This is a genomic window from Bradyrhizobium sp. SZCCHNRI2009 (assembly GCF_032485115.1).
Lineage (GTDB): Bacteria > Pseudomonadota > Alphaproteobacteria > Rhizobiales > Xanthobacteraceae > Bradyrhizobium.
In genome coordinates this window covers 593,591-619,674 of record NZ_JAUEUH010000005.1, presented here as the reverse complement: position 1 = coordinate 619,674, position 26,084 = coordinate 593,591, and the positions used below count along the sequence as shown (strand labels likewise).

The window sequence follows — 26,084 nt, the reverse complement described above, 5'->3', positions numbered from 1 at the left end:
CTTCAGTCCTGCCCACTAGACAGACTGAATCACCGATATCTCTGCGTCGCAACTGCTGACTTTTTCAACGAAATCGGCCAATAGGCGACATGCCGATTGCCGACCTTTTTGGCTAGACGGACATTTGACCCGGGAAAGTGGTCACATTCTACGCCAGCAAAGTACTTCAGCAACGAGATGCTTCTGCTTCAATGTAATCTCGTTAGCGGTGCTTAGAGCCACACCAGCACCGAGGATGTGAGTCCCAGCACCGCTAGCGGCACGGCGTACAGGTAGAAAACGTAGATGTGAGTCCGCTGTTGTCTCTCGAAGTAGAACAAAAGCTCCGTTGCCCTTTTGCTGCCTCGTGTCGCCCAGACGAGCGCCAAGAAGATCAACATGATCAGAAATGGCAGGCCGAAAATAACCCCGGTTAACCAGGCGTTGCGCCACGGCGCGTCCTCACTCCCTATGGCAAGAGCCAACAAGGGAGTGGCAAACCCCAAGCAGCCACTAGCCAACAGGTAACGATAAAGCCGGCGGTTCTGCCGCTGGAGTGTTTCAGCCGGAACTTCGGCAAATTCGCCACCCTGTCGCGCAGGAGCAATCTTAGAAGCGACCTCTGCTGCGAGGCTTCCGAGAATGCCGCTCAGCAATTCATGAGGCATGTGCGGTTACCAGGGTCATACGGACACTGATTAGTGTGCTAAAGTTGCTGCCCGATTAAGCGTTCGGCTCAATTCTGATTAAGTCGGCTTCGGGTCACAAGCAGCCTATCGGTCCTCGGATGCAGATTTCCGGCCCTACCCCGAGAGGGGACATCATCGGCGCCCTCGGGAAGGTCCGGAACGGGCCACAAGCCGACCTGGGCCTTCAAAGGGAGCCGTGCAATCATCCAGATGATCCGGGCATCAGAGGGGAACGATGGCATGAGGATAGTGGCCCGCTTGGCGGCCTATTTTGCCGCGAGCGCAACGTCATCAGCGGTCTTCACCGTTTGGATGGCCTGTCGCGACTCCCGCGATCCGGCAGGAAAAGGGCTGAACCTCATTGAAGTTGGGAGCGAGACCTTGCAGGTTTGGCCCTATGTCTTTGCGTTGGCGCTTTTGCTGATGTTCTTGCCTTGGTGCTTGATCACGGGGATGTCGCGATGGTTGCCTTTTGGAGGACCAGTCTACAGCGCCAGCGGTTCGGCTCTCGCAGCGATCCTCGCTTGGGGTTGCTTGGGAGGCCTATTCCCCGCGCGCGGCCATCCAAGCTTCACGGAAGGCTTCGCGCTGGCCCTAGAGGCAAACGGACTCCCAGTTCTGATTTCTGGCGCGATCGGAGGCTTGATCTATTGGCTGGTCCGCGAACGCGCCGAACACCTCAAAAATACGATGCGATCCGTCGAGCATATTGAGGCTGATGCAAAGGTCCATTGAGTGCTATCAGTCCGCATCTGACCGGGATGTCTGCTCAGGGTCGATTCTGTTGAAAAAGTCAGCAGTTGCGACGCAGAGATATCGGTGATTCAGTCTGTCTAGTGGGCAGGACTGAAGGTCATGATGGGGCATCGGCAAGTCGAACAGGCTGCGTTGTTCTATGAGTTCTCGCTGGAAAGGCACATCCCAGCCGACCACCTCGTGCGGTCGATCGATAGGTTCGTCGACCTTGAGGACTTACGGCGGGAGCTGGCGCCGTTCTACAGCAACATCGGGCGGCCCTCGATCGATCCGGAGCTGATGATCAGGATGCTCTTGATCGGCTATTGCTTCGGCATCCGATCGGAACGGCGCCTCTGCGATGAAGTCCATCTCAATCTGGCATACCGCTGGTTTTGCCGGCTGGGTCTGGATGGAGCTGTCCCCGATCACTCGACGTTCTCGAAGAACAGGCACGGCCGCTTCCGTGAGAGCGATCTCTTCCGTCGCGTGTTCGAGACCGTCTTGCGCCGCTGCATCCGGGAGCGCCTGATCGGCGGCGAAGGGTTCGCAGTCGACGCGAGCCTGATCAAGGCGGATGCCAATCGGCAGAAGGGAATCGAAGGCGATAAGAGGCTTCCGCCGGAGGCTGCGGGTCGAGCGATCGACGAGTATCTTGCCGTTCTTGATGATGCCGCGTTCGGTGCCGCGACGGAGGTCACGCCCAAGTTTGTATCGCCCTCCGACCCGGCGGCGCGCTGGACGGGAGCGCACGGCGGCCAAGCCTTCTTCGCCTACTCGACGAACTATCTGGTCGACGTCGAGAATGCGATCATCGTCGATGTCGAAGCGACCACGGCGATCCGCCAGGCAGAAGTATTGGCCGCCAAGCGCATGATTGAGCGTTCAATCGAAAGGTTCGATCTTTATCCAAGCCGGCTTCTCGGCGACAGCGCCTATGGCTCCGCTGAGATGCTCGGGTGGCTGGTCTACGAGCACGGGATCGAGCCGCACGTGACCGTCTTCGACAAGTCGGCCCGCACCGACGGGACCTTCTCGCGTGAGGCCTTCACCTACGACCATACCAGGGACGTCTATCGCTGCCCCGCTGGCAACCCCCTCACCACTACAGGGACGCTGGTGAACAACGACACGACGGTCCTCTACCGTGCGAGCAAGCGCGATTGTCAAGCATGCTCTCTAAGAAGCAGGTGTTGCCCCAACACCCCGGCTCGAAAAGTGCCGCGCTCGATCTACGAGGGCGCTCGCGACATGGCACGCGAGATCGCAAGCTCATGGGAAGGCCGCACTTCACGCCGGCTCCGCAAGAAGATTGAGATGCTGTTCGCGCATCTCAAGCGCATCCTCAAGCTAGATCGGCTGCGACTAAGAGGGCCGAACGGCGCACGCGACGAGTTCACCCTCGCTGCAGCCGCTCAGAACCTTCGTAAGATGGCCAAGCTGATCCCGATGCCCGCGCTGACGCCCGCGTGAACCACAACGCGCCAATTCGTCCTCGAAACAGATGGCGTTCACGACGAAACTACTGCCGACTTTTTCAACGGAATCGGTCAAAAGCCACCTTCCGGTCGGCCAGTAACTTACGTCCGGTTGTATCCAGCAGTAGGCGTTCCAGGCGCCGGCCCGAAGGTCCCAGATGGGACAACATCAGACGTCGGGCGGGTTCGTATTAGCGGATCAAGCCTTCGCCCGCCGGATCGAAGTCGGTGGACGCTTGTATACCTCAGCAAACACACTGTTGAAACGCCGTAGGCTGCAGAATCCTGATCTAAGTGCGACCTCGGTCATCGGAAGCTTCGTCTCGTCCAAGAGACGCTTTGCTCGTTGAACACGCCCCGTTCGCGCGACTTGGGCGGGACTTGCGCCGACATATTTTTTGAATAGGCGTGATAGATGCCGCGGTCCGATGCCGAGACGTTCTGCGAGTGTTTCGATGTTCGCATCGTCTAGTGCACCACTGCTAATCAGACGTAGGGCGCGCTCAACTGTCGTCCGTGAGCCCTTCCAAGCTGGAGAGAACGGTGCCGTTTCGGGGCGGCATCTGAGGCATGGTCGAAATCCCTCCTGCTCAGCTGCAGCTGCCGAAAGATAAAACGTCACGTTTTCGGCCTTGGCGGGGCGCACCGGGCACACCGGCCTGCAATAGATCCTCGTGGTTCGGACGCCTGAGAAGAACAGGCCGTCATAGCTCTTGTCGCGACTCACTCGGGCACGTTCGCATACAACGGGATCAAGCCTCCCGATGTCCGTTAAAGCCGACGACGGAGTCCGATTCCGGCGAGCCACAACACGCTCCAATTGCTACGACGCCATCAACCTATCAGCATGAGTGAGCGAGACAATGGGTGACGAGCAGCATTTCGTTGGTTGGTCGGTGGCATGGGCTGCCTTTACCTTGGCGGTGCTCGCCTGGGGCATCGGCTTCTATGGTCCTTCGGTCTTTCTTCCGACTCTGCACTCCTCGCGCGGATGGTCCATCTCGGAAATCTCGGCTGCCATTACCTTTCATTTCGTGCTGAGTGCGCTCCTGGTCGCGTATTTGCCCGACATTCATCGCAGAATTGGGATTGCCGGGACGACACTGGGCGGTGCTCTTCTGATGGCCATCGGGTTGATCGGATGGTCCAGATCGTGGGAGCCGTGGCAACTCTTCTTAGCGGCCATTCCGAGTGCGGGAGGTTGGGCCGCTACAAGTGGTGCTGCCCTAAACGCCATTGTCGCCAGATGGTTCGAGCGCGATCGCCCGAAGGCGATGAGTCTGGCGTTCAATGGCGCAAGTGTCGGGGGGGTTCTGTTCGTGCCTTTGTGGCTCTTCTTGATCGATTGGCTCGGCTTTCAAACCGCGGCGCTGGCCGTGTCCATTGTTGCCCTCGGCGTTATGGGTTGGATTTCTATTCGATACTTCAGGCTGTCCCCCACCAGCCTTGGTCTCTCTCCCGATGGCAACGGAGTGCCTACGGTTGTCGCGAAACCGACAACGAGACTATCTCGCTCTAGCATTATTCGTATGCCGGGATTCCTTACGCTTTCGGCGGCGTTTGCGCTTGGCTTGTTTGCGCAGATCGGCCTTCTGTCACACTTGGTCTCCCGCCTCACTCCCGATGTTGGTGCGACAACTGCGGGCCTGCTTCTCAGCCTAGCGACGGCATGTGCAGTAATCGGACGGACTCTGACGGGATGGTGGATCGGAGATCACGACCGGCGGATCGCCGCAGCCATTAACTTCGCGGTTCAGACCGTAGGAGTTCTGCTGCTCATCTTCGGCAACGGATGGATCGTACTGACATTTGGCTGCGTCATCTTCGGATTTGGCATCGGGAATCTTACGACTTTGCCGCCATTGATCGCGCAGAAGGAGTTCGATCGTAAGGATGTGGTGGCGGTGGTTGCGCTGATCGTTGCCATCAATCAGGCAGTATTTGCGTTCGCGCCAGCCATTGTTGGTGCTCTCCGCGATGCGACTTCGGGTTATGGAACGGCGTTCGGGATTGTCGCTTGCATCCAGCTTTTGGCTGCGATGGTTGTGCTCCTTGGGCGTAAGGCCGTGGTCCCGCCGGCGAGGTCAGCTTAGGGTCATTCGCGTCGGCATTGCCATGTCCGCCTCCTGGTCCGCTATCGACAATACCCAACCTTACCGACCGAGTAGGTGTGGATCTCGACCGATTAGGACTGCCGTCCGTTATCGGCCTGACCGTCCGTCAGCTGACGCGACAGCGGCGGCCATGCAGAATGAGCGCTCTCGACCACACAGGAGGCGCGCAATGGAGTTCTTCTGCGGGCTGGATGTCGGCATGGATCGAACCACGATTTGCGTGGTCGACGACAAGGGCGAAGTGCTGCTGGAGGTCGCGGTGATGACCGACCCGAATGCGGTCAGGGGAGCACTGGCGCCATATCTCGGCCGCTTAAGGCGGGTCGGCCACGAGGCCGGGGCGCTGTTGCCGTGGCTGCATCCCGAGTTGCTCAAGCTTCGCCTGCCGGCGATCTGCCTGGAGACCCAGCATGTGCGGGCGGCGCTGAAGGCGCAGCGCAACAAGAGCCCGCGCTGGCGCAGAGCAGGCTGAGGGTGCGCTGGATCGGGCTGGGCCGAGCATCACACCCCAGGCAATCAAAACCTCGCCAGCCAGGCCCGCAAACGCATGAGGACTGACTCGAAGAGCTACCGGCGCGACTACCTCCGCGCGCTCGCCCAACGCGTCGAAGTGGACGCGAAAGAGCTTCGCATCATGGGATCGAAAGCGCGCTCCTGCGCACGCTGGTCGGTGCCTCGGGCGCAAAGACGGCCCAGTTTGGTACCGAAGTGGCGCACGCGACACGATTCGAACGTCTGGCCTTCGCCTTCGGAGCGCACCCGGCATCGGTGTTCAATCCGCCACACGCACGCGCAGCGACAAATCTGCGCGGCGGTCGGGATCGTTCGGCCGTGGCCGCGAAAAATGTTGGCCTTTTCGTTGGCTTTCGTTGAAATCGCACAAAAATACATAAGCTAAGTCAGTAGGATGCGCCTATAGCGAGGCGCCCTCTTGCGGCACCAGCCTCTCCTTCCGTCCCCATCTCTCCTTTCCTGACGCGCCCGCTCGCCGCGCTCCATTTGCGGGTTAAGAATTGCTTAACCCAAATCGCGCCATCGTTCGGCGCGAGCGGCGGGATGAATGCCCGCACTGGCGGCTGGCGGCGATCCGGACGAGCGCGTCCGTCGCGTTCGAATCCCGCAGGTGCCGGTTGCGCTCGGGCGTACGCCAGCGGCCAAGCCGGTGGCGATCAGTATCCAGAGGTCGTGGTGGGACGTCTCTCGCGAGGGCATGGCGCCTGTGCGCGTGACGATTCGACCGGCACTGGCGATGCACCGGCTGCCGGCAGCGGCGCCGGACCAACGGCCGAAGACGCAACGCGAGACAAAGGCGAACCCGCGACATGAGCACGACTGCCCTCGACAGCCACACCCAGTTTCAATCCATCGTCGGCCAGATCCGGACGCTCGCCTACAAATACATCGAGGACAAGGACTTCGTCAGCGCCCAGCTCGCGTTCCAGAAGCTGCTCGAGCTCGACCCCAAGGACATCAACGCGCGCTTCATCTATGCGCAGCTGATCGATGACGGCTCGCACAAGAAGCGCGCCGAGGCGCGCGACATGATGCTGGCGATCCTCGACGAGAACCCTGAGATCTTTGAGCAGGCCACCGAAGGCAATCTGCACCTGATCCGCAGCGCGGCCGTGCGCTGCAGCCATGTCGGCCCGTTCACGCGCTCGATGGAGCTGTTCCGCAAGCTCGCCCGCGCCTCCAACCAGGCCGCCGACTATTTCTCGCTCAGCGAGATCCTGACCCAGGGCAACGAATTCGAGGAAGCGGTCGCGGCGCTGGAAAAGGCGATCAAGCTCAACCCGGCCTATGACAACCCGATCAACCGCGAGACGCTGGAGCTCGCGCGGTCGAGCGCCAAGAAGGGCAAGGCCAAGGAGGCCAAGGGCCGCGCCAAGGTCGGACGCTATCCGGAGACCAAGGACTTCCTCGGCGACCTGCAGACGCTGATCACCAGCCACATCGCGGTGAACCTCGCCGCCGCGCCGAAATTCCTCGACAAGAGCACCCGCTTCTTCACCATGGGCTCGTGCTTCGCGCGCAACCTCTCCAAGAGCCTCACCGACAGCGGCTATGCCAGCCACCACATGGAGATCTCGGAGTACATCAACACGACCTTCGCCAACCGCGTGTTCGTCGACTGGCTGCGCGACGCCCAGATCGATCCGGAGATCCGCGAGCGCATCGTCGAGTTGCTGCCGCCGGGATCGAGCAAGGAGAATACGCTCGCCGTCATCAAGCAGGCCGACGTCTTCATCCTGACGCTCGGCGTCGCCGCGGCGTTCTTCGACCGCGAGACCGGCGCCTTCGTGCTGCCGCGGCCGACCGCGCTGAACTCGCGGGCGCTGGCCGAGAAGTACAAGTTCCGCACCGCCAGCGTGCAGGAGAACGTCGACAACGTGCTCTATCTGATCGAGTTCATCCGCAGCATCCGGCCTGGCATCAAGGTGATCGTCACCGTGTCGCCGGTGCCGCTGCTCACCTCGTTCGAATATGAATCGGTGGTGCAGGCCGACTGCCTGTCGAAGAGCACGATGCGGCTGGTCGCGCATGAGGTCGTCAACAATTCGAACCTCGAGGACATCTGGTACTGGCCGTCATTCGAGGTGTTCCGCTGGGCCGGCTCCAACGCCTCCAGCTTCTTCGCCGCCGATGACGGCGCCGCCTGGCACGTCTCGGAGGACAAGGTGTCCGCGACGGTGCGCGCCTTCGTGCAGACCTTCTCGCCGGCCTGAGCGCGCGAACGGCTGCCTCAGGGCAGCCGCTTCTTCCAGAGGCGGATGACCAGGATGCCTGCCTGGGCGTAGCCCGGCGGCGAACTTTCAGTGCCGAACGGCGTCTTCGAATACAGCGAGCTCGAAACCAGGAAGCCGCCGACATACGGCTCAGGCAGGCCCGACAGCGCCAGGAAGCAGCGGTGCGTGAGCAGGCCGTCCTCCGGCAGATTGCCACGCACCAGCCGGCAATCGCCGATGCCGGTGAATGCGATGCCGTTGAGCTGGCCCTCGGTGTAGGTGCCGAGCAGGGTCGGATCCATCGCCTGGCCGACGCAGACCCGCATCTCGCCGATGCTCTTGTCGCCGGTCTCGGTCATGCGGCCGTCAGCCGGCCGGACCCCGACGGAGTGGATCGAGAGCTGATCCTCCAGCGCCGGCGCGAAGCCGGTCTTGGTCGGCGCGCAGAAATCCGACGGCACGACGCGGCCCTGGCGCACGCTCCGCGCAATGTAGATCTCTTCGACGTTGTCGTCGCCGGACTGCGCCCGGCCCGGCCCGCTGGCGGCCAGCAGCGTCACGGCCGCCAAGAACACTGCAACGATCACCCGGCGCATGCGCGCATCCTTCCCCCGAATCGATCGGTCTCCCTATCGGATTCGGCGAAGCTTCTGAACAGCACCAACGAACAGTACACGTACATACGATCATACCTCAACCCCGGATCTCACCGGCAGCATGGAACACCGCGTCGCTAGGCGGAGCGTGACGCGGGTCACATCGGACGGTCGCACCGGCGCCTAAACCTTCCCGCAGCCAACAAAGGGGAGCTTACTCGATGCGCAAGATGATCCTGATCGGAGCCATGGTGCTCGCATCCGCCACAGTCGCGCAGGCCGAGGGCACACGCAGCCTGTCGCTGTCGTCGAACGACGCCGCCGCGCGGGCGCCGCGTCCGACCTACGTCCAGCAAGCCGGCGAGGTCACCGTCACCCCGGCGCCGGTGCCGGCCGTCGCGGCCGAGGTCCAGCCCGCTGCGCAACCGGTTGCGCCAGCGGCCCCTGCCGCCGCACCGCCGCCGCCGCAGCCCGCCGCCGCTGCGGCGCCGGCACCGCAGCCGGGCTCTGTGCAGCAATCATCGCGGCGGTCGAAATCGGCGCGCTCCGACCGGACGCGCCGCAAGAGCTGGACCGAAGCCCGCATCGTCCGCGAGCTGCATCGCCACGGCATCTATTGGTGAGCATCCGCCAATCGGCGACAAACGAAGAAGGCCGGGCGAATGCCCGGCCTTTCGCGCGAGGAGACCCTGCAGCGAGGCATCACTGCGAGATGGTCTGGATCACGCTCGAGATCGGCCGCGCATTGGTCATCGTCGTCGGCAGCTTCGGATCCTGACCGATCATCGCGTCATATTCCGGCAGCGTGTCGAGCGTGCCCTTCGGCTTCATCGCGACCACCTTGTAGCCGCCGGCCTTGAGCCGCCGCAGCAGGGTCGGCAGCGCCAGCGCAGTGTTTTTCTGGAAGTCGTGCATCAGGATGATGCCCTTGCCCTTCTTGTCGAGCCCGGTCATCACGGTGTTGACGACCTGGTCGGCATCCTTGGAGCGGAAGTCGAAGCTGTCGACGTCGCAGGAGAACATCGCGACATTGCGGCTGCCGAGATAGGCCACGGCAGAGGACCGGTGCTGCAGTTGCGGGAAGCGGAAGAACGGCGCCGGGTTGGTGCCGAGCGCGAACTTGACAGCGCTGAAACCCTTCTCGAGCTCCTCCTTGGCCGTCTCGTCGGTCATCTTCTTGCCGTTCAGATTGGCGTGCGACCAGGTATGAACGCCGACGACATGCCCGGCGGCCAGCACCTGGCGCAGGATCTCCGGATGATAGGTCGCATGCTTGCCGATCGTGAAGAAGATGCCGGTGGTGCATTCGTCGGCCAGCGCCTTCAGCACCGCCGGCGTGTTGACCGGCCACGGGCCGTCGTCGAAGGTCAGCACCACCTCGTGGTCGGCGAGGAAGTCGAACTGCTTGAAATGGTCGAGGCCGAAACCGGGGCCGCCGGTGGTGTCGACCATGACGGTGCGGGAGATGCCGAGCGCGTCCGGATTGGCGCAGGTCGATTTGGGCTGCACGGGCGCCGGCGCGCTTGCCGCCATACGCGTGGAGACGGTACCGGTCGTCTCGACATCGTCCTTCGAGCTGGCCTTGGCGGCGACGCGCGCCGGAGGCGGCGCCGGCTCGGACGGCTTCGCCGCTGCGCTCTGCGCGGCGGCCTTGGCGGCGCTGGGCTTCGATACGTAGTACCAGACACCGGTGATCGCCAACGCCGCGACGACGGTGGCCAGCAGCAAGCCTAACGCATTACGCATGGTTACTCTTCCCGAAAACGCGAGACACTCGATGGCGGACGCAACGCTGTCCGCCTCCTTCAATTAGCTTCCATTAGTGCCAACGATTCCTTAACGCGGTGCCAACACGACCAGGATCGGACAAGATTTCCAGGATGATGCCCGCACCGAAGCGGCCGTTCACCGGAGCGACATGGCGCCGCAGCCATCGGCCTGCCGAAACTGCCGACCAGGTTTGGATCTGGCGTGACCCGCATCACGGTTGCCAACAGGGCATCCCGCCATGATGGGCGCATTGAAACACGCGGCCCCGCCAACGTGCGGCGCCAATGGGAGCCAGCCATGACGAAGTCGACCAACATTCTGGGCAGGGCCGTTCTGACGGCCGCCAGCCTTGCCGCCCTCTCGACCTTCTCCTCGACGGCAAGCTTCGCCTTCAGCGCCGAGGCGCAGCAGATGTGCACCGGCGACGCGTTCCGCCTGTGCAGCAGCGAGATCCCGAACATCCCGGCGATCACCGCCTGCATGATCAAGAACCGCTCGTCGCTCAGTTCCGGCTGCCGCGTCGTGCTCGACCGCGAGATGTCCAAGCGCAGCGGCAAGGTCGCGGATGCCAACGAGGCCAATTGAGAGCGCTTCCGGCTCCCGCCTGCGCACCCCGGCTGCGACCGAGGCGCTTGCGACGGCCGGTTGCGACCACTAAAAGCGCCGCCAAACGTTCAGTCCCGGGAGCGAGGCGCCAGTCATGAACAAACTCTCTCTGATTATCCCTCTGGTCCTGATCGCGTCGAGCGCCTCAGCCCAGCAGCAACCCGGTCAGGACGCGTGCGCGCGCGACGTGTCGCGGTATTGCCGCGCGGTGATGAACAACGGCGATCAGGCGGTGCTGGCCTGTCTCAAGGAGCATCGGGCCAAGCTGTCGAAGGCTTGCGAGAAGGTGCTGACCGAGCACGGGCAGTAAGCGCCTGCTCAGTGCAGATGGTCCGAAGCTACGGCCCGCTGCGAGCCGCCGAGGCGACAGCAGGCGCCTGCTCGGCGGTGCGGTCGATGTCGTCCCTGGCCCGGACCGAGCCGAACGGGCGTTCCAGCATGCGGCGGATGCGCACCGGGTCGGTGCCGATGTGGAAGTCGATCGCGCGCTTGTGCAGCTCGCGCTCGGCGCGGGTCGAGCGGTTGCGCTGACGCAGATAGTCGATCCAGGTCGGGCAGTGATAGCGCTCGGTCCATAATTCGGGGTCGGCGATGTCGCGCGCGATCGACCAGCCATAGGCGCCGTTGCGCTGGCGGCTGAGCTGCACGTCCTGCATCAGGTCGTGAAACGCGCGGGCATTGTCTTCAGCGACGCGGTACTCGATCTCGACCACCAGCGGCCCCGAGCGCGGCGTCAGCTCGAGCTGCACCTCCGGATCGGCCAAGGTCTCGCCGTCCTCGTTGCGGGCCCCGATCGGCGGCATCCGCAGCCACAGGCCGAGCAGCGGCGACACCATCATCAGCGCTCCCGACGCGAGCAGCGCGACCTCGACGCCGGCGGCGTCGGTGAGACGTCCCCAGCCCCAACTGCCGATCGCGATGCCGCCGGAGATCGCGGCCTGAAATGCCGCCAGTGCGCGGCCCGCGACCCAGCGGGGTGCCGAAAGCTGCACGCCGATGTTGAACAGCGCCACCGCCAGCATCCACACCGCACCGGCGATGACGAGCGCCGCCGCCGTCAGGACCGGCGCGGTGCTGAGCGCGACGGCCGCGGTGGCCGCGCCCAAGGTGAGCGCGCAGGTGCGGATCGCGGCCTCGCCAGACAGCCGCTTCCTGATCTCGCCGATGTTGAGCGCGCCGACCACCGCGCCCATGCCGAAGGCGCCGAGCATGATGCCGTAGGTCTGCGCGCCGCCATGCAGCAGGTCGCGCGCGACCAGCGGCATCAGCGCCGAGATCGAGCCGCCGATGATGCCGGTGACCAGCGTGCGGATCAGCACGATCCGGATCGACGGCGAATGGACGATGTAGCGGACGCCGGAGACGATGGCGCGGTTGAGCGGCTCGCGCGGCAGCCGGCTCGGCTCGACCACGCGCCGCCACAGGAACAGCGCCGCGAGCAGCGGCAGATACAGCAGCGCATTGGCCGCGAACGCGGCGACCGCGCCGGCGGCCGCGACCACGACGCCGCCGATCGCCGGACCGAAGCTGCGCGCGATGTTGTAGCTGATGCCGTTCAGCGCGACCGCGGCCGGCAGCGTCTCCGGCGGCACCTGCTCGCTGACGGAGGATTGCCAGGCCGGCCCCATCAGCGCCATGCCGCTGCCGATGACGAAGCACAGCGCGAGCAGGCGCTCCGGCGTCACCAAGCCGTACCATGCCAGCACCGTCAGCGTGGTGGCGCCGCCGAGCGCCACGGCGAGCGCGACCAGCGCGACGATGCGCCGGTCATACATGTCGGCGATGGCGCCGGCCGGCATCGAGATGAACATTACCGGCAGCATCAAGGCGGTCTGCACCAGCGCAACCTTGTCGGCCGACGACGTCATCTGCGTCATCGCCCAGGCGGCGCCGACCGCCTGGATCAGCAGGCCCAGGTTCGACAGCAGGCTCGCCAGCCAGATGCGGCGGAACACCACGTGCCGCAGCGGCGCGGCGATGCTTTCGGCGGCGAACAGCTCACGTTTCTGCGGCGCATTCATGCGGGTCCGTCCACGTCGCCAGTTCGCCTTGAAGCTCGCATCGAACTATCGCTTGATTCCAGCTGGACCTATGTGATGCCTGCGAATGTCCGCCGCTGTCCAGTGCTGCCTGCAAAGGCCGGCATCGGGGATCGCGGCCAACGAACACAAATGAATGAGACCAAAGGGAGACCGCCGATGAAGCTGACGCGCCGCAACATTCTGCAGGGAATGGGAACCCTTCCCTTGCTCACCAGCGGTCTGCCCTTACCGGTACGCGCCCAGAGCGCGGCGGCAACGACGGTGGGCGACATCCCTCCGGTCCTGTTCGTGCACGGCAATGGCGACCACGCGGCATTGTGGATGACCACGCTGTGGCGGATGGAATCCAACGGCGTGCCGCGCACGCGTCTCGCTGCGCTCAACTTCACCGACCCGCTGGCGCGCAACGACGACGCCGTGGCGCAGCCGAACCGCTCGTCGACCGACGATCAGCGCCGCGAACTCGCCGAGGCCATCAAGGCACTGAAGGAGCGCACGGGCGCTGCGCGCGTCGCGCTGGTCGGCAGCTCGCGTGGCGGCAATGCGATCCGCAACGTCGTGAAGAACGGCGGCGGCGCCGATGTCAGCCACGCCGTGCTGTGCGGAACGCCCAATCATGGCGTGTTCGACTGGGAGGACAGTCCCGGCAGCGAGTTCAACGGCCGTGGCCCGTTCCTGCGCGGACTGAATGCCGGCGACACCGAGGTGACCGAGGGCACCGCCTTCCTGACGCTGCGCAGCGACGGGCTCGACAAATACGCCCAGGCCGACGGCCGCCTGGTCGGCAAGCCCGGCGTGCCGACCGGGATCACCCCCGAAGGGCCGGCGCTGAAGGGCGCGACCAATCTCGTGATCGGCGCGCTCGACCATCGCGAGGTCGCGTTCCACCCGCGCGCGTTCCGCGAGATCTACAAATTCATCGCCGGCCGTGAGCCGACGCAGATCGCGATCCAGCCGGAGCAGCAGGTGCGGCTCAGCGGTCTGGTGACGGGAACGCCGGGCGGCGCGCCGACCAATCGCCCGGTCGCGGGCGCAAGCGTGGAGGTCTATCGCGTCTCGAGCGAGACCGGCGCACGCAATGGCGAGCCTGTCTATCGCGGCCAGACCGGCGCCGACGGGCGCTGGGGTCCCGCGGAGGTCGATCCGACGTCCTATCTCGAGATCGTCCTGACCTCGCCGGGCGCGCCGGTCACGCACTTCTACCGCTCGCCGTTCCCGCGCTCGTCCGACGTCGTGCATCTGCGCGCGGCGCGGCCGCTCGGCCAGGCCGATGCCGGCGCCGGAGCGATTCTCATCATGATCAGGCCGCGCGGCTATTTCGGCCTGCCCCGCGACATCGTGCTGCTCGACGGCAAGGAACCAACCGACGTACAGAAGGGAATACCGACCGATGCGGCAACGACATTGCGGCTGCCTGCGGGCGACGTCGGACGCAGCGTCATCGGACTGTTCAACGAGGAACGCATCACCGCCCGTCTTTGGCCAGCATCGGAGAGCAGGATTGCGGTGATCGAGCTGACTAATTAGTTGCTGGAGTATGATGATACATCATAGCCTCGGAGAGGGCGGAAGCGCGCCCCTCTCGCTTGTGAGCGGGACGACAGAGTTACCTCTGGCAGAAGGCCGTCGTTGCGCGACGGCCCGTTGCGGCCCCGCAACCGAGGCTCGGTTGCTCGCGATGCAGCCGATCGGTGGTTCCAGGCTCGTGACAGCGTCGAGAGGCCGTGAATGAGTACCGCCGACGTCCATTATCTGCCGCAGGCACGATTGCCGCTGATACCGCCGACACCGCCGCGGGCGCCTGACAGCATGGGCGCGCTGCGCCGCGTGCTGATGATGGGCGACAACGCGATCGCGACCTGGAGCCAGCGCGCCTATGAGGACGACATCATTCGCGGCCGCTTCTTCGGCAGCTCCAGCTACATTCTCAATACGCCCGACACGATCAAGCACGTGCTGGTCGACAATTGGGAGAACTACGCCCGCACCGTCGGCGCCATCCGCGTGCTGCGTCCGGTGCTCGGCGAGGGGCTGCTGATCGCGGAAGGCAAGGCGTGGAAGCACCAGCGCCGGACGCTCGCGCCGGCGTTCACGCCACGCGCCGTTTCCGGCCTCATCCCGCACATGGTCGCGGTGAGCGACGAGACCGTCGCCAGGCTGAAGCAGCAATGCGGGCAGGCGCTCGACCTGCGCGAGATCATGCAGCGCATGACGCTCGACATCGCCGGCCGCACGATGTTCTCGTTCGAGATGGGCCGCCATGGTGCCACCCTGCGCGATTTCGTCTACGAGTATGGCGCGCGGCTGGCCAGCCCGCATCTGCTGGACATCGTGCTGCCGCTGTCCTGGCCGACGCCGCGCGACTTCGCGCGCCGGCGGTTCCGCAAGCGCTGGACCCGTTTCGTCGCCATGCTGATGGCCGAGCGCCGCGCCGCCGGCAAGCTGGAGGACGCACCGCCGCGCGACCTGTTCGACCTGATGGGCGCGGCACGCGATCCCGAGACCGGCGCGGCGTTCACCGATGCACAACTCGCCGACGAGGTCGCTACCATGATCCTCGCCGGCCACGAGACCACGGCAACGGCGCTGTTCTGGGCGCTGTATCTGATCGCGCTCGACCCGGCCAATCAGGACAAGCTCGCGCAGGAGGCCCGCGCCGCAACCGATCTCAGCGATCCGGATCAACTGCCGTTCACGCGCGCCGTGCTGGACGAGACATTGCGGCTCTATCCGCCCGCGTTCCTGATCGCGCGCGCAGCCAGCGGCCCCGACCGGATCGCCGCGTTCCAGGTGAGGCGCGGCGACGTCGTGCTGATCTCGCCGTGGCTGCTGCACCGGCACGAGAAGCTGTGGGATGCGCCCAACGCCTTCAAGCCCGAACGATTCATGCCGGGTGCGCCGCCGCCGGAGCGCTTCGCCTATCTGCCGTTCGGAGCGGGCGCGCGGGTCTGCATCGGGGCTCATTTCGCCCTGACCGAGGCGGTGCTGGCGCTGGCACGGCTGGTGGCGGCCTTCGACATCGAAATGCTCGACGCCGCACCCGTGATGCCGGTCGGCGTGGTCACGACCCAGCCGGATCGCTCGCCGCTGTTCAAGCTCACGCCCAGGGCGGGCGTCTGATCCCGGCGGCGGCCGGGCCATCGCTTCGTCTCTTGCTTGTGGGTTTGCTAGGCACCATCTTAGCACGCCATGAGCGACATCCAGGCCCAGCTTTCGGTTCTGAAGCAGACCGCCGATCCGGCCGTTGCGGACGCGATCACACGGTTGATTGAGGCGGGTGAAGATCACGAACTCAACCGTATCAATGCCCTGGAGTTCTCGGCGCGCGCCGGTCTCGATGAAGAACGGGTTATTTCCGGGTTCCTGCATGCTGCACGGATCGGCTTGTTCGATCTGACCTGGAACGTGCTCTGTCCTGGCTGCAGCGGCGTGCTGGATGCGCACGCCACGCTGAAATCTCTCCGCCATGACGATTACCATTGCGGACTATGCGCTTGCGGCTACGAGCCTTCCATCGACGAGCAGGTCGAAGTTGCTTTCACCGTGAGCTCCAAGGTCAGGAGCATCGCCGCTCACGATCCGAACACGCTGCCGCTCTGGGAGTATTACAAGCAGGTCTTCTGGAGTTCCGGGATCGACCTCGACCGGGAGACTTTTGCCTCGCTCAGCGAAGAAGTGACGCTTGATGCGCTCGAGCTGCCAGCCGGTGAAAAAGCCGTGCTCTCGCTGCAGCTCCCATCCGATTTCATCATCATCTTCGAACCGGTGACGCATTCTGCGCATTTCATCGACGTTCAGGGCGAGCCCACCAGGGAGCGCCAGCAGCTCGGACTCCTATTCAACAGGGCACATCCTCCGACCGGATCGATCACGTTGCGTCCAGGCCCGCTGCGACTGGCGCTCGACAATCAGGCCGGCGTACGGACGCTGCCGACCGTCTTCGTTGCCGGCGATGCGCTCCACCATCTCCTTGGCAAGCGCCGGCCTTTCCTGACCGCCAAGCGCATATTATCCAACCAGACCTTTCGCGACGTGTTCAAGGCGGACAATCTCAACATCGACCAGCGGCTGAAGATCACCTCGCTGACCTTCCTGTTCACCGACCTCAAGAGCTCGACCGCGCTGTATGAGCGCGTCGGCGATCTCGCGGCCTTCGACCTGGTGCGCGCCCATTTCCGCGCGCTGCTGGAGATCATCAACGCCGAGAAGGGCGCGGTGGTGAAGACGATCGGCGACGCCGTGATGGCGACCTTCGTCAAGCCCGAGCATGCGCTCGCCGCCGGCCTGCGCATGCGCGCGGCGATGCAGCGGCTCAATGCCGAGCGCGGCACCGAGGACCTCGTGGTCAAGATCGGCATCCACGAGGGGCCGTGTCTCGCGGTGATGCTGAACGACCGCCAGGACTATTTCGGCCAGACCGTCAACATCGCCGCCCGCGTGCAGAGCCTGTCGACCGCGCAGGAGATCCATCTCACCGCGCCCGTGATCGAGAGCCCCGGCGTCGCCGACATCCTGCGGGGCGCGAAGATCGCGCCAATTCAGAAGCACGCGGCGCTGCGCGGCATCGCCGACCGCATGATGGTGTACGAAATCCCCTGAGCCTTACCGAAATGTCATGCAGCCCGAAGGTCGCAGCGGATTGCCGGCGCAGCGTGGCATTCGCATATAATGAGCAGTCGCCGGCCGGTTTGCGGTCCACTACGGATCTGACAACGAAAGGACGCCATGCTCGAAGGATTGCGCCAATTCATCGCCGACGTCGTTTCGCCGCACGAGACCCCGGCGTTCGACGACAATGGCTATCAGCTCGCGGCGACGGCGCTGCTGATCCACGTCATCTCGCTGGACGGCGAGCCGAGCGAGATCGAACGGCGCAAGCTGCACGGCCTGATCGAGCTGCGCTTCGGGCTCGACCCCGGCAGCGCCGACCGGCTGATCGCCCAGGCCATGCTGGCGGAGGGCGACGCTGTCGATCTCTATCGCTTCACCAGCGTGATCATGCGCGAGGTCGATGAAGCCGGCCGCCTGCGCATCGTGGAGATGATGTGGGAGCTGGTCTTTGCCGACGGCAAGGTGACGGAGTTCGAGGACAATGTGGTCTGGCGCGCCTCCGAGCTGCTCGGCATCTCCACGCATGACCGCGTCGACCTCAAGCACCGGGTGGCGTCGCGGAAGTCCGGCGCCCCTGCTTGAACCGCCTGGCTCCGGGCGGAACCGACTTCATGCGGAGATGAACAAACTTTAATTTTGTTTCCGACCCCCCCGTTCATGTAAACCCATGTGAATCTGAGGCTATTGCCGCAATCCCGCGCAAGGCCATGGAGCACGGTGTCTTGCATGTTCCCGTCCCGCTATGCTCTCGTCCGCCGCGATTGGATGATGTGCGGATTGTGATCGAAGAGCAGGATCGTGGGTGAACGTGTCACGCTCGTAACAGGTGCCTCGGCCGGGATCGGCAGCGAGTTGGCGCGCGTATTTGCCGCGAACGGGCACCGGCTCGCATTGACGGCCCGGCGCGAAGACCGGCTCGCGGCGCTGGCCCAGGAGATCGCCGCCAAGGGCGGCCCGGCGCCGCTGGTGATCCCCTGTGACCTCACCTCCTCCGACGCCGGCGCGACCATCGAGGCTGCGCTGTCGGCTGCCGGCCTGGAGCTGGAATATCTCGTCAACAACGCCGGCTTCGGCCTGTTCGGCAAGGCGGTACAGCTCGACCGCGCCGAGCAGCTCGACATGATTTCCGTGAACGTTCGCGCCCTGACCGAGCTGTCGCTGCGCTTTTCCGGGCAGCTGATCCGCAACAAGGGCGGCATCCTCAATCTGGGCTCTGTGGCCGGGTTCCTGCCGGGTCCCGGCATGGCCGTCTATTACGCCTCCAAGGCGTATGTGATCTCGTTCACCGAGGCGCTGCGCAAGGAGCTGGCGCCGCATGGCGTCCGGGTCACGGTGCTATGTCCCGGTCCGGTGCCGTCGGAATTCCAGGACCGCGCCGGCTTCAAGCCGGGCGTGGATTCGGTGATCCTCAACGTCTCGCCCAAGGCGGTGGCGGAAGCGGGCTATCGCGGCTTGATGGCCGACAAGCGCGTGGTGCTGCCCGGGCTCGGCATCAAGATCGTGCCGTTCATGCTGCGCTGGTTCCCGCGTGGCTTCATCCTCGCCGCGGTCGGCCGGCTGCAGCTGAAGCGGACCTGATCGCGCTGGCCCGGCGCTTGCTTTGGAATGTGCGCTCGCTCACGCGCCGTTAACCTTTGCTTAGCTATGATCGCCAGGTGATGCTCAGGCAAGACCCTTCGCTCCATCCGAACGGGCCCCAGGCCGACGTTCGGCAGCTCCATCCGAAGCCGGCCATGGCGGCTGCGCCGCAGCGGCCCGTCCTCATCATCCTGCACCAGGAAACGTCGAGCCCCGGCCGGGTCGGCAATGCGCTGCGCGCCCGCGGCTATCCGCTCGACATCCGCCGGCCGCGGTTCGGCGATCCGCTGCCGGAGACGCTCGATGGGCATGCGGGTGCCGTAATTTTCGGCGGTCCGATGAGCGCGAACGATCCGGACGACTTCGTCCGCCGCGAGATCGACTGGATCGAGGTGCCGCTGCGGGAGCAGCGTCCGTTTCTCGGGATCTGCCTGGGCGCGCAGATGCTGGCGATCCAGCTCGGCGCCCCGGTTGCGCCGCATCCAGAGGGGCGCGCCGAGATCGGCTATTATCCGATCCGCCCGACCCGGGCCGGGCGCAAGCTGTGCCCGCATTGGCCCGATCACGTCTATCACTGGCACCGCGAGGGCTTCGATCTGCCCGATGGCGCCGAGCTGCTCGCCGAGGGTGGCGACTTTCCGGTGCAGGCCTATCAATACCAGAACGCGACCGGGCTACAGTTCCACCCCGACGTGACCTACGCGATGATGTGCCGCTGGACCACGCGCGGTCATGCCCGGCTGGACACGCCCGGCGCCCGTCTGCGCCACCATCATTTCGAGGGCCGCGCCGTGCACGATGCGGCCGAGCGGGCGTGGCTGGCGCAGTTTCTGGATGGCTGGCTGATGCGCGAGCCGGTGGCGGCGATGGCCGAGGCGGCGGAGTAGGACGGGCGTCCTGGTCAGTCCAGTGGCTTGGAATGTTCAGACTTCAGCCCGGCTTCGCCAAGAGGCTACGCCGGGCACCACGCTTCGCCTTTCAGGCATTGCGTGGCTGCGCTACGCGTAGCCTGAAAGGCGAAGCGTGGTGGAGCCAGGCGGGATCGAACCGCCGACCTCGTCATTGCGAACGACGCGCTCTCCCAGCTGAGCTATGGCCCCGTAACACGACCGCCTCGATGTTGGGAAAAGGCAGCCGGCAGATCGGGCGCCATTTACAGTGGGTGCCGAGGTCAAGTCAAGAACGGTCACATCGCCCGTTAGCCTTGACGGGCACCGTCCCTTGTTTGCGCGGGAGGGAACAGATATCTAACCGGGTGATATCTCGTTCCAGGAACCCCGGATGATACGCCTCTTAGACTTCGTTGACTGGCTTCTCGGCCTGTACGTGTTCATCCTGGTCGTTGCGGCAATCATGTCCTGGCTGGTCGCGTTCAGCGTCATCAACGTCCGGAACGACTTGGTCCGACAGGTGCTTTACACGCTTGATGCTCTGACAGAGCCCGCGCTCCGACAGATTCGGCGCTTCGTGCCTCCTGCCGGAGCGCTGGACCTTTCGTTTCTCGTTCTCTTCATCCTCATCCAGTTCATCCGGTTCGTGATCATCCCGGCGCTTCAGGGTCTGTTTGTCTAGCGCCTGCGCGCACTGACGTAGACGCGCGGGATTCAAGGGTGCTGCTTGCGTCAACTCAGGTCTGCTGCTGATTCGGATCGAGGGTCCCTATCGATGGTCCCTTGGCGATGTTCGAAGGGCGGCGTCACCCTCGCATTGCGGGTGACCCCACGCGGCGGCCGGGACGCCTTCGATGGCGTCGAGACGCTGTCCGACGGCCGCGATGTGCTGAAGGTCCGGGTGCGCGCGATCGCCGATGGCGGCGAGGCGAATCGCGCGGTAACAGAGCTGCTGGCCAAGGCGATCGGCGTCACCAAGGCCTCGGTGCGAATCACCTCTGGCACCACCTCACGGCTGAAACAGGTCGCCATCGACGGCGATCCGTCCGCGCTCGATCAGGCCTTGCGCGACCTCCTTGCAGCCCATAAGCCGACCGGGAAACAACGATAATAGACGCAAGAAGCGCGAGCCGAGGCCTTTCGGCTTCGGAAGCGGCGATCTTCACCCTCCCCTGGAGGGGGAGGGTCGCCTCACGGTGAGCGAAGCGAGCGTGAGGCGGGGTGGGGTGATCTCTCCACCGGTACCGGCATCCGTGGCTTCACCCCACCCGGCTCGCCCGCTTCGCGTGCGATCGACCCTCCCCCTCCAGGGGAGGGTGGGAGCACGCGGCCAGCGTCTTGCTCGATGAACAGCCTTTGAACCGAGGATAGAGCAAAATGACCGCGCGCATCATCGACGGAAAGATCATTGCAGCCGACCTGCGCGCGCAGGTCGCCCGTGAGGTCGAGCGGGTCAAGCGCGACCATGGCCTGACACCAGGCCTCGCCGTGGTGCTGGTCGGCAACGATCCGGCGTCCGAGGTCTATGTCCGCAGCAAGCATACCCAGACCCAGGCGGCCGGCATGGCCTCGTTCGAACACAAGCTGCCGGCCGACGTGTCGCAGGACGAGCTGCTGGCCTTGATCGGCAAGCTCAACCGCGATCCCGCCGTACACGGCATCCTGGTGCAGCTGCCGCTGCCGAAGGGGCTGGAGACCGAAGTCGTGATCAATGCGATCGATCCGGCCAAGGACGTCGACGGGCTGCATCCGCACAATGCCGGCCGTCTCGCCGGCGGCCAGCCGGCGCTGGCGCCGTGCACGCCGCTCGGCTGCATCATCCTCAGCAAGACCGTGCATGGCTCGCTGGAGGGCATGAACGCGATCGTGATCGGCCGCTCGAACCTGGTCGGCCGTCCGCTGGTCCAGCTCCTGCTGAACGAGAACGCCACGGTGACGATCGCGCATTCGCGCTCGCGCGACCTGCCGGCGCTGACCGCGCGCGCCGATCTGGTCTACGCCGCCGTGGGCCGCCCGGAGATGGTGAAGCGCGACTGGATCAAGCCGGGCGCGACCGTGATCGACGTCGGCATCAACCGTATCCCGACGGCGGAGGGGAAGACGAAGCTGGTCGGCGACGTCGCCTATGCCGAGGTGGCGGAGGTCGCCGGCGCGATCACGCCGGTGCCCGGCGGCGTCGGCCAGATGACGGTGGCCTGCCTTCTGGTGAACACGCTGCGCGCCGCCTGCGCGATCGCCGGGCTGCCGAAGCCGGCCGTCTAGGCCTTAGCCCGCGGCGGCTTCCAGCAGCCGCCGATAGAAGCGGATCATGTCGGCATAGCCCTCGACCGACAGCCGCTCATTGGTGCCGTGGAAGCGCTTGAGATCCTCCGTCGTCGCGCGCAGCGGCGAGAAGCGGAAGATGCTGTCGGCAATGCCCGCATAGTGGCTCGAATCGGTGCCGGCGACCATCAGGCCGGGCGCCACCACCGCGTCGCTGAAGATCTCGCGAATGGTCCGGTTCACGAGCTGATAGGACGGTCCGGCGGTCGAGGTGACCGGCGGGGGCTCGCGGTTGCCGCGCAAGGACGTGATCGAGATGCGGTCGTTGGCCACGGTCTGCCTGACGTGGTCGATGATGCCCGCCTCGGTGTCCCCCGGCAGCAGCCGGAAATTCACGGTGGCGGAGGCGTTGCCCGGCAGCACGTTGTCCTTGTCGCCCGCGTTGAAGATGGTCAGCGCGGTCGTCGTACGGACCATCGCTTCGGCCGGACCGCTCTTGGCGAACTCGCCGAACAGCAGCGGTTTGATCAGCCAGAGATTGGACAGCACGGCGCGGTTGATGCCGCTCATTTCCGGCGCCAGCGTATCGAACATCTCGCCGACCGTGCCGTCGATGCGCATCGGCAGCCGGTTGGCCTCGAGCTTCGCCAGCGCCGCACTCATCATGCCGATCGCGGTGTCCCGCGGCGGCATCGAGGAATGCCCCGGGGTGGCCCTGGCCGTCAGCACCAGGCTCGCATAGCCCTTCTCGGCAACACCGACCAGTGCCGCCGGCTTGTCGAGGCCCCTGATGCCGCCCTCCGAGATCAGCAGGCCCTCATCGATGACGAAGTCCAGCCGGACGTTGCGGGCGGCGAGGACGGCCGAGATGGCCTTGGCCCCCCGGGTGCCGCCGACCTCCTCGTCGTGACCGAAGGCGAAATAGATCGTGCGCTTCGGCTTGAAGCCGGCCTTGATCAGCGCCTCGGCCGCCTCCAGTATCGCGTACAGATTGCCCTTGTCGTCCCAGGCGCCGCGGCCCCAGACGAAGCCGTCTTTGACGACGCCGGCAAACGGCGGCACGGCCCAGTCGGGCTCGGTGCCCGGCGCGACCGGCACCACATCCTGATGGGCCAGCAGCGCTATCGGCTTGGCCGCCGCATCCGAGCCTTTCCACAGGTACAGCAGGCTGTGCCCGGCCACGACCTCCTGTGTCGCGGCCACATGAAAGGCCGGGAAGCTCGCCTCGATATGGGCCTTGAGCGCCGCGAAGGCATCGGCATTCAGCTCGGGATCGTCGGAGCTCGAAATCGTGCGAAAACGAACCGCCGCCGCGAGCCGCTGCGCCGCGGCCTCGGCATCGATGCTGATCTTCGGCAGCGCCGCGACATCGAGCTGCCGGGAGCCATGGCGAAACATGTTGACCAGCACGACCGCGACGAGCGCCGCGCCTGCCGCCAGGATGAGAAGACCAAGGTATCGAAGGGACCTGAGCAGGCGGCGCATTGCAGAACGCTCCAAGACGAGACGGCGCCGCAGATCCTATCTGCGACGCCGTGAAACTGCTCGGAGCAGACTCGAAAGTCCATCGCCTGGAGCCGCGAAGCGCTGCGTTTGGAGCTTCCGCGCGCCCTACTTCTTCGCGGCCTTGGCGCGCGCGATGCCCTCGGCGATCAGCTGATGGGCGTCGTCGGCGTTGCCCCAGCGCAGCACCTTGACCCACTTGCCGGGCTCGAGATCCTTGTAGTGCTCGTAGAAGTGCCGGATCTGCTGCAGCGTGATGTCCGGCAGGTCCGAATAGGTGCGGACCTTGTCGTAGCGCTGGGTCAGCTTCGACGACGGCACCGCGATGATCTTCTCATCGCCGCCAGCCTCGTCCTCCATCAGCAGCACGCCGACCGGGCGCACGCTCATGACCGCGCCGGGCACGATCGCACGCGTATTGGCGACCAGCACGTCGCAGGGGTCGCCGTCATTGGACAGCGTGTGCGGGATGAAGCCGTAATTGCCGGGGTAGCGCATCGCCGTATAGAGGAAGCGGTCGACGAACAGCGTGCCGGCTTCCTTGTCGAGCTCGTACTTGATCGGCTCGCCGCCGACCGGCACTTCGATGACGACGTTGACCTCGCGCGGCGGATCTTTCCCGATCGGGATGGCGTCGATGCGCATGGATGCTCCGTAGAACTTGAACGTTTGAGAACTTGAACGTTGAGGGTCGGACGCTCGACAGGCGAGCGCTGGCATTCGCAGTCGCAAAAAAAACGCGGCTGCGCAACAGCTACCTCAAGCCAACACTTTCAGTTCAATTCCAGTTCAATTCGCTGGCGCGTTAACGTTTAACGCGCCCGGAGCACGGCCGGCCCAGGCTCAGTTGGTCCAGGCAAAGGCAACCTTGTCGAGCGACTTCGGCCCGAAGCGCTCCGACGACCGCGCGACCATCCGGCCGCCCAAGGCGCGGTAGAACTCGGTGGCGGGATCGTTGTCGGACAACGCCCACACCACCATGCTCTTCAGGCCGCTCTGCGCGAGGTCGCGCTTGGCGGACTGGAAGAGCCGGCGACCGAACCCCAGCCCCTGAAATTCCGGTCGCAGATAAAGCTCGTAGACTTCACCGTCGAAGTGCAGGCTGCGGGCGCGATTGCGGCCGTAATTCGCATAGCCTGCGACCTTGTCGTTGAACACCAGCACGCTGACGCGGCTGCCTTTGCGGATCGCGCTGTCCCACCATTGGGGGCCGCGCCGGTTGATCAGCTTCTCCAGCTCTGCGCCAGGGATGATCCCCTGGTAGGCGGAACGCCAGGCTTCATCATGGGCTGACGCCACCGCAGCCGCATCTGCAGCCTTGGCCGGACGGACTTCGATCAGGGTTGTGCTCATGAGCGGATCAAAGCAAGTCGGCGGTCCGCCTTCAAGGTGCCACGTTAAAGATCGGTTAACCTGTGGACTTTCGGCATCACCGTGGCGGAAAGCTGTGCCGAAAAGGGACAATTTCGCAACATTGTTGGGGGTCGACGGTGCCCTGTCACCGCAGCCTCACGCCGCGTAGGAAAAATCGCATCGGACGGGCCGCGGCCTCGGCTAGTGTGGCGCAGGCTCAACATCCTCCCGTTCGGCTGAATGGTGCTGCTTCGCTGCGTCTCATGGTTGCTCGCGCTGGTCGTCCTGTCGGTCGCAGCCGGCGCAACGGCACAGCCGTTCGGTCCCGCGTCGCCCGAAGCCGAGCCGGCGCGCCGGCAGCAATGGCTGATTCCGTCGATCGAGACCGAAATTCCCGCGCATGCGATCCTCTATCGGCCTGCTGGCGGTGGACCGTTTCCGCTGGCGGTGATCGCGCATGCCTCGACGCAGAATCCGCTGTGGCGGGCACAGCTGCCGCAGCCCACCTACACGGCGCTGGCGCGTCTCCTGGTCGGGCGGGGCTATGCCGTGCTGGTCCCGGAGCGGCTCGGGCACGGCCGCACCGGCGGTCCCTATGTCGAAGACCAGGGCGGCTGCGCCGACGCGGACTACGAGAAAGCGGGACGCGCGACCGCGGCGCAGATTTCGCGCGCGCTTGCCTACATGCGCGAGCAGCCGTTCGCGGCGAAGGGCGGCGCCGTCATCGTCGGCCATTCGGCCGGCGGCTGGGGCGCGCTGGCACTCGCCGATCAACCGCCGCAGATCGTCTCGGCAATCATCGTGTTCGCGCCCGGCCGTGGCGGCCATGCCGACGACATGCCAGGGCGCGTCTGTGCAGAGGCGCGCCTGCTTGATACGGCCCGCGCGTTCGGACGCGGCGCGCGCGTGCCGGTCACGTGGCTGGTCGCGGCCAATGACAGCTACTTTCCACCGCCGCTTTCGCGTCGGCTTGCGGAGGCCTTCGGCTTGGCCGGAGGCCAGGCGGACTTCAAGCTGTTGCCAGCGTCCGGCGAGGAGGGGCATTGGATGATCGAGCACGACGACGGCGTGGCACTGGCGGCGGATTTGCTGTCGCGGGCGCTGACAACGACACGTCGATCGACGCATCCGATGCCGCCGAACTAGCAGGAC

25 protein-coding genes, 1 tRNA gene and 1 pseudogene are annotated in these 26,084 nt (G+C 65.0%); 18 read left to right on the top strand and 9 right to left on the bottom strand.

Translation table 11 applies throughout. The features are described from left to right. Positions 1–212: 212 nt before the first annotated feature. Positions 213–647 carry a hypothetical protein gene (locus QX041_RS21210; RefSeq protein WP_315715829.1) on the bottom strand — a complete coding sequence of 145 codons (435 nt, stop codon included), beginning with the start codon at positions 645–647 and terminating at the stop codon, positions 213–215. 279 nt (positions 648–926) lie between these two features. Between QX041_RS21210 and QX041_RS21205 the strand changes: the two genes are divergently transcribed. After that, positions 927–1,403: a hypothetical protein gene (locus tag QX041_RS21205; RefSeq protein ID WP_315723447.1), complete on the top strand. Its 477-nt coding sequence runs from the start codon at positions 927–929 to the stop codon at positions 1,401–1,403. Between the two features lie 120 nt (positions 1,404–1,523). Beyond that, positions 1,524–2,876 (top strand): IS1182 family transposase, encoded by a 1,353-nt coding sequence (locus QX041_RS21200; RefSeq protein ID WP_316166449.1) that lies wholly within the window; start codon positions 1,524–1,526, stop codon positions 2,874–2,876. 204 nt (positions 2,877–3,080) lie between these two features. On the opposite strand, the gene QX041_RS21195 is transcribed toward QX041_RS21200, so the two are convergent. Further along, positions 3,081–3,608 (bottom strand): bifunctional transcriptional activator/DNA repair enzyme AdaA, encoded by a 528-nt coding sequence (locus QX041_RS21195; protein WP_409977906.1) that lies wholly within the window; start codon positions 3,606–3,608, stop codon positions 3,081–3,083. Between the two features lie 136 nt (positions 3,609–3,744). Between QX041_RS21195 and QX041_RS21190 the strand changes: the two genes are divergently transcribed. From QX041_RS21190 to QX041_RS21180, 3 genes and pseudogenes are all read left to right on the top strand, one after another. Further along, on the top strand, positions 3,745–4,974 hold the full coding sequence (locus tag QX041_RS21190) for an MFS transporter (protein WP_315718668.1): 1,230 nt from the start codon (positions 3,745–3,747) through the stop codon (positions 4,972–4,974). Between the two features lie 190 nt (positions 4,975–5,164). Next, positions 5,165–5,449 (top strand): annotated as a pseudogene (locus QX041_RS21185) (IS110 family transposase); the annotation flags it as partial. An 868-nt stretch (positions 5,450–6,317) separates the two neighbouring features. Then, positions 6,318–7,721 carry a GSCFA domain-containing protein gene (locus tag QX041_RS21180; protein WP_316166448.1) on the top strand — a complete coding sequence of 468 codons (1,404 nt, stop codon included), beginning with the start codon at positions 6,318–6,320 and terminating at the stop codon, positions 7,719–7,721. A gap of 17 nt (positions 7,722–7,738) precedes the next feature. Here the strand turns inward: QX041_RS21180 and QX041_RS21175 are convergent, their stop codons facing one another. Beyond that, a complete protein-coding gene (locus QX041_RS21175) occupies positions 7,739–8,317 on the bottom strand; it encodes a hypothetical protein (protein WP_315716722.1) in 579 nt (192 codons plus the stop codon). A gap of 221 nt (positions 8,318–8,538) precedes the next feature. Here QX041_RS21175 and QX041_RS21170 point away from each other — a divergent pair, with 221 nt between their 5' ends. Continuing rightward, complete coding sequence (locus QX041_RS21170) at positions 8,539–8,940, top strand: hypothetical protein (RefSeq protein ID WP_316166446.1); 402 nt, start codon at positions 8,539–8,541, stop codon at positions 8,938–8,940. 79 nt (positions 8,941–9,019) lie between these two features. Here QX041_RS21170 and QX041_RS21165 read toward each other — a convergent pair whose 3' ends face one another. Then, positions 9,020–10,063 (bottom strand): polysaccharide deacetylase family protein, encoded by a 1,044-nt coding sequence (locus tag QX041_RS21165; protein ID WP_315716724.1) that lies wholly within the window; start codon positions 10,061–10,063, stop codon positions 9,020–9,022. Between the two features lie 321 nt (positions 10,064–10,384). Between QX041_RS21165 and QX041_RS21160 the strand changes: the two genes are divergently transcribed. Next, positions 10,385–10,672, top strand: a complete 288-nt coding sequence (locus tag QX041_RS21160) for a hypothetical protein (protein WP_316166445.1) — start codon at positions 10,385–10,387, stop codon at positions 10,670–10,672. Between the two features lie 115 nt (positions 10,673–10,787). Further along, a complete protein-coding gene (locus QX041_RS21155; RefSeq protein WP_316166443.1) occupies positions 10,788–11,003 on the top strand; it encodes a hypothetical protein in 216 nt (71 codons plus the stop codon). Positions 11,004–11,031: 28 nt separating this feature from the next. Here the strand turns inward: QX041_RS21155 and QX041_RS21150 are convergent, their stop codons facing one another. After that, complete coding sequence (locus tag QX041_RS21150; protein ID WP_316166441.1) at positions 11,032–12,714, bottom strand: MFS transporter; 1,683 nt, start codon at positions 12,712–12,714, stop codon at positions 11,032–11,034. Between the two features lie 177 nt (positions 12,715–12,891). On the opposite strand from QX041_RS21150, the gene QX041_RS21145 reads away from it, so the two are divergent. From QX041_RS21145 to QX041_RS21120, 6 genes are all read left to right on the top strand, one after another. Next, on the top strand, positions 12,892–14,262 hold the full coding sequence (locus tag QX041_RS21145) for a hydrolase (protein WP_316166439.1): 1,371 nt from the start codon (positions 12,892–12,894) through the stop codon (positions 14,260–14,262). 201 nt (positions 14,263–14,463) lie between these two features. Next, positions 14,464–15,855: a cytochrome P450 gene (locus QX041_RS21140; protein WP_316166437.1), complete on the top strand. Its 1,392-nt coding sequence runs from the start codon at positions 14,464–14,466 to the stop codon at positions 15,853–15,855. Between the two features lie 69 nt (positions 15,856–15,924). Beyond that, positions 15,925–17,334, top strand: coding sequence for an adenylate/guanylate cyclase domain-containing protein (locus QX041_RS21135; protein ID WP_316166436.1), 1,410 nt, complete (start codon positions 15,925–15,927; stop codon positions 17,332–17,334). A gap of 126 nt (positions 17,335–17,460) precedes the next feature. After that, positions 17,461–17,928: a TerB family tellurite resistance protein gene (locus tag QX041_RS21130; protein WP_315716731.1), complete on the top strand. Its 468-nt coding sequence runs from the start codon at positions 17,461–17,463 to the stop codon at positions 17,926–17,928. Between the two features lie 216 nt (positions 17,929–18,144). Continuing rightward, a complete protein-coding gene (locus tag QX041_RS21125; protein ID WP_316166435.1) occupies positions 18,145–18,924 on the top strand; it encodes an SDR family oxidoreductase in 780 nt (259 codons plus the stop codon). Positions 18,925–19,004: 80 nt separating this feature from the next. Next, positions 19,005–19,811, top strand: coding sequence for a glutamine amidotransferase (locus tag QX041_RS21120; RefSeq protein ID WP_315750557.1), 807 nt, complete (start codon positions 19,005–19,007; stop codon positions 19,809–19,811). 137 nt (positions 19,812–19,948) lie between these two features. Here the strand turns inward: QX041_RS21120 and QX041_RS21115 are convergent. After that, positions 19,949–20,024 (bottom strand) — tRNA-Ala (locus QX041_RS21115). Between the two features lie 181 nt (positions 20,025–20,205). Here QX041_RS21115 and QX041_RS21110 point away from each other — a divergent pair. The 3 genes from QX041_RS21110 to folD all read left to right on the top strand — a co-directional run bounded on the left by QX041_RS21110 (position 20,206) and on the right by folD (position 22,076). Further along, positions 20,206–20,496 (top strand): YggT family protein, encoded by a 291-nt coding sequence (locus QX041_RS21110; RefSeq protein ID WP_315740475.1) that lies wholly within the window; start codon positions 20,206–20,208, stop codon positions 20,494–20,496. Positions 20,497–20,589: 93 nt separating this feature from the next. Further along, a complete protein-coding gene (locus QX041_RS21105) occupies positions 20,590–20,925 on the top strand; it encodes a DUF167 domain-containing protein (protein WP_316166434.1) in 336 nt (111 codons plus the stop codon). A 266-nt stretch (positions 20,926–21,191) separates the two neighbouring features. Further along, on the top strand, positions 21,192–22,076 hold the full coding sequence (folD, locus tag QX041_RS21100; protein WP_316166433.1) for a bifunctional methylenetetrahydrofolate dehydrogenase/methenyltetrahydrofolate cyclohydrolase FolD: 885 nt from the start codon (positions 21,192–21,194) through the stop codon (positions 22,074–22,076). Positions 22,077–22,079: 3 nt separating this feature from the next. On the opposite strand, the gene QX041_RS21095 is transcribed toward folD, so the two are convergent. The 3 genes from QX041_RS21095 to QX041_RS21085 form a co-directional block, all read right to left on the bottom strand. Further along, a complete protein-coding gene (locus tag QX041_RS21095; protein ID WP_316166431.1) occupies positions 22,080–23,561 on the bottom strand; it encodes a M20 family peptidase in 1,482 nt (493 codons plus the stop codon). 126 nt (positions 23,562–23,687) lie between these two features. Then, positions 23,688–24,224, bottom strand: a complete 537-nt coding sequence (ppa, locus tag QX041_RS21090; RefSeq protein WP_315716738.1) for an inorganic diphosphatase — start codon at positions 24,222–24,224, stop codon at positions 23,688–23,690. Positions 24,225–24,422: 198 nt separating this feature from the next. Beyond that, on the bottom strand, positions 24,423–24,932 hold the full coding sequence (locus QX041_RS21085) for a GNAT family N-acetyltransferase (RefSeq protein WP_006611902.1): 510 nt from the start codon (positions 24,930–24,932) through the stop codon (positions 24,423–24,425). A gap of 240 nt (positions 24,933–25,172) precedes the next feature. Between QX041_RS21085 and QX041_RS21080 the strand changes: the two genes are divergently transcribed. Beyond that, positions 25,173–26,078, top strand: coding sequence for an alpha/beta hydrolase family protein (locus QX041_RS21080; protein WP_316166430.1), 906 nt, complete (start codon positions 25,173–25,175; stop codon positions 26,076–26,078). The last annotated feature ends 6 nt before the right edge of the window (positions 26,079–26,084 follow it).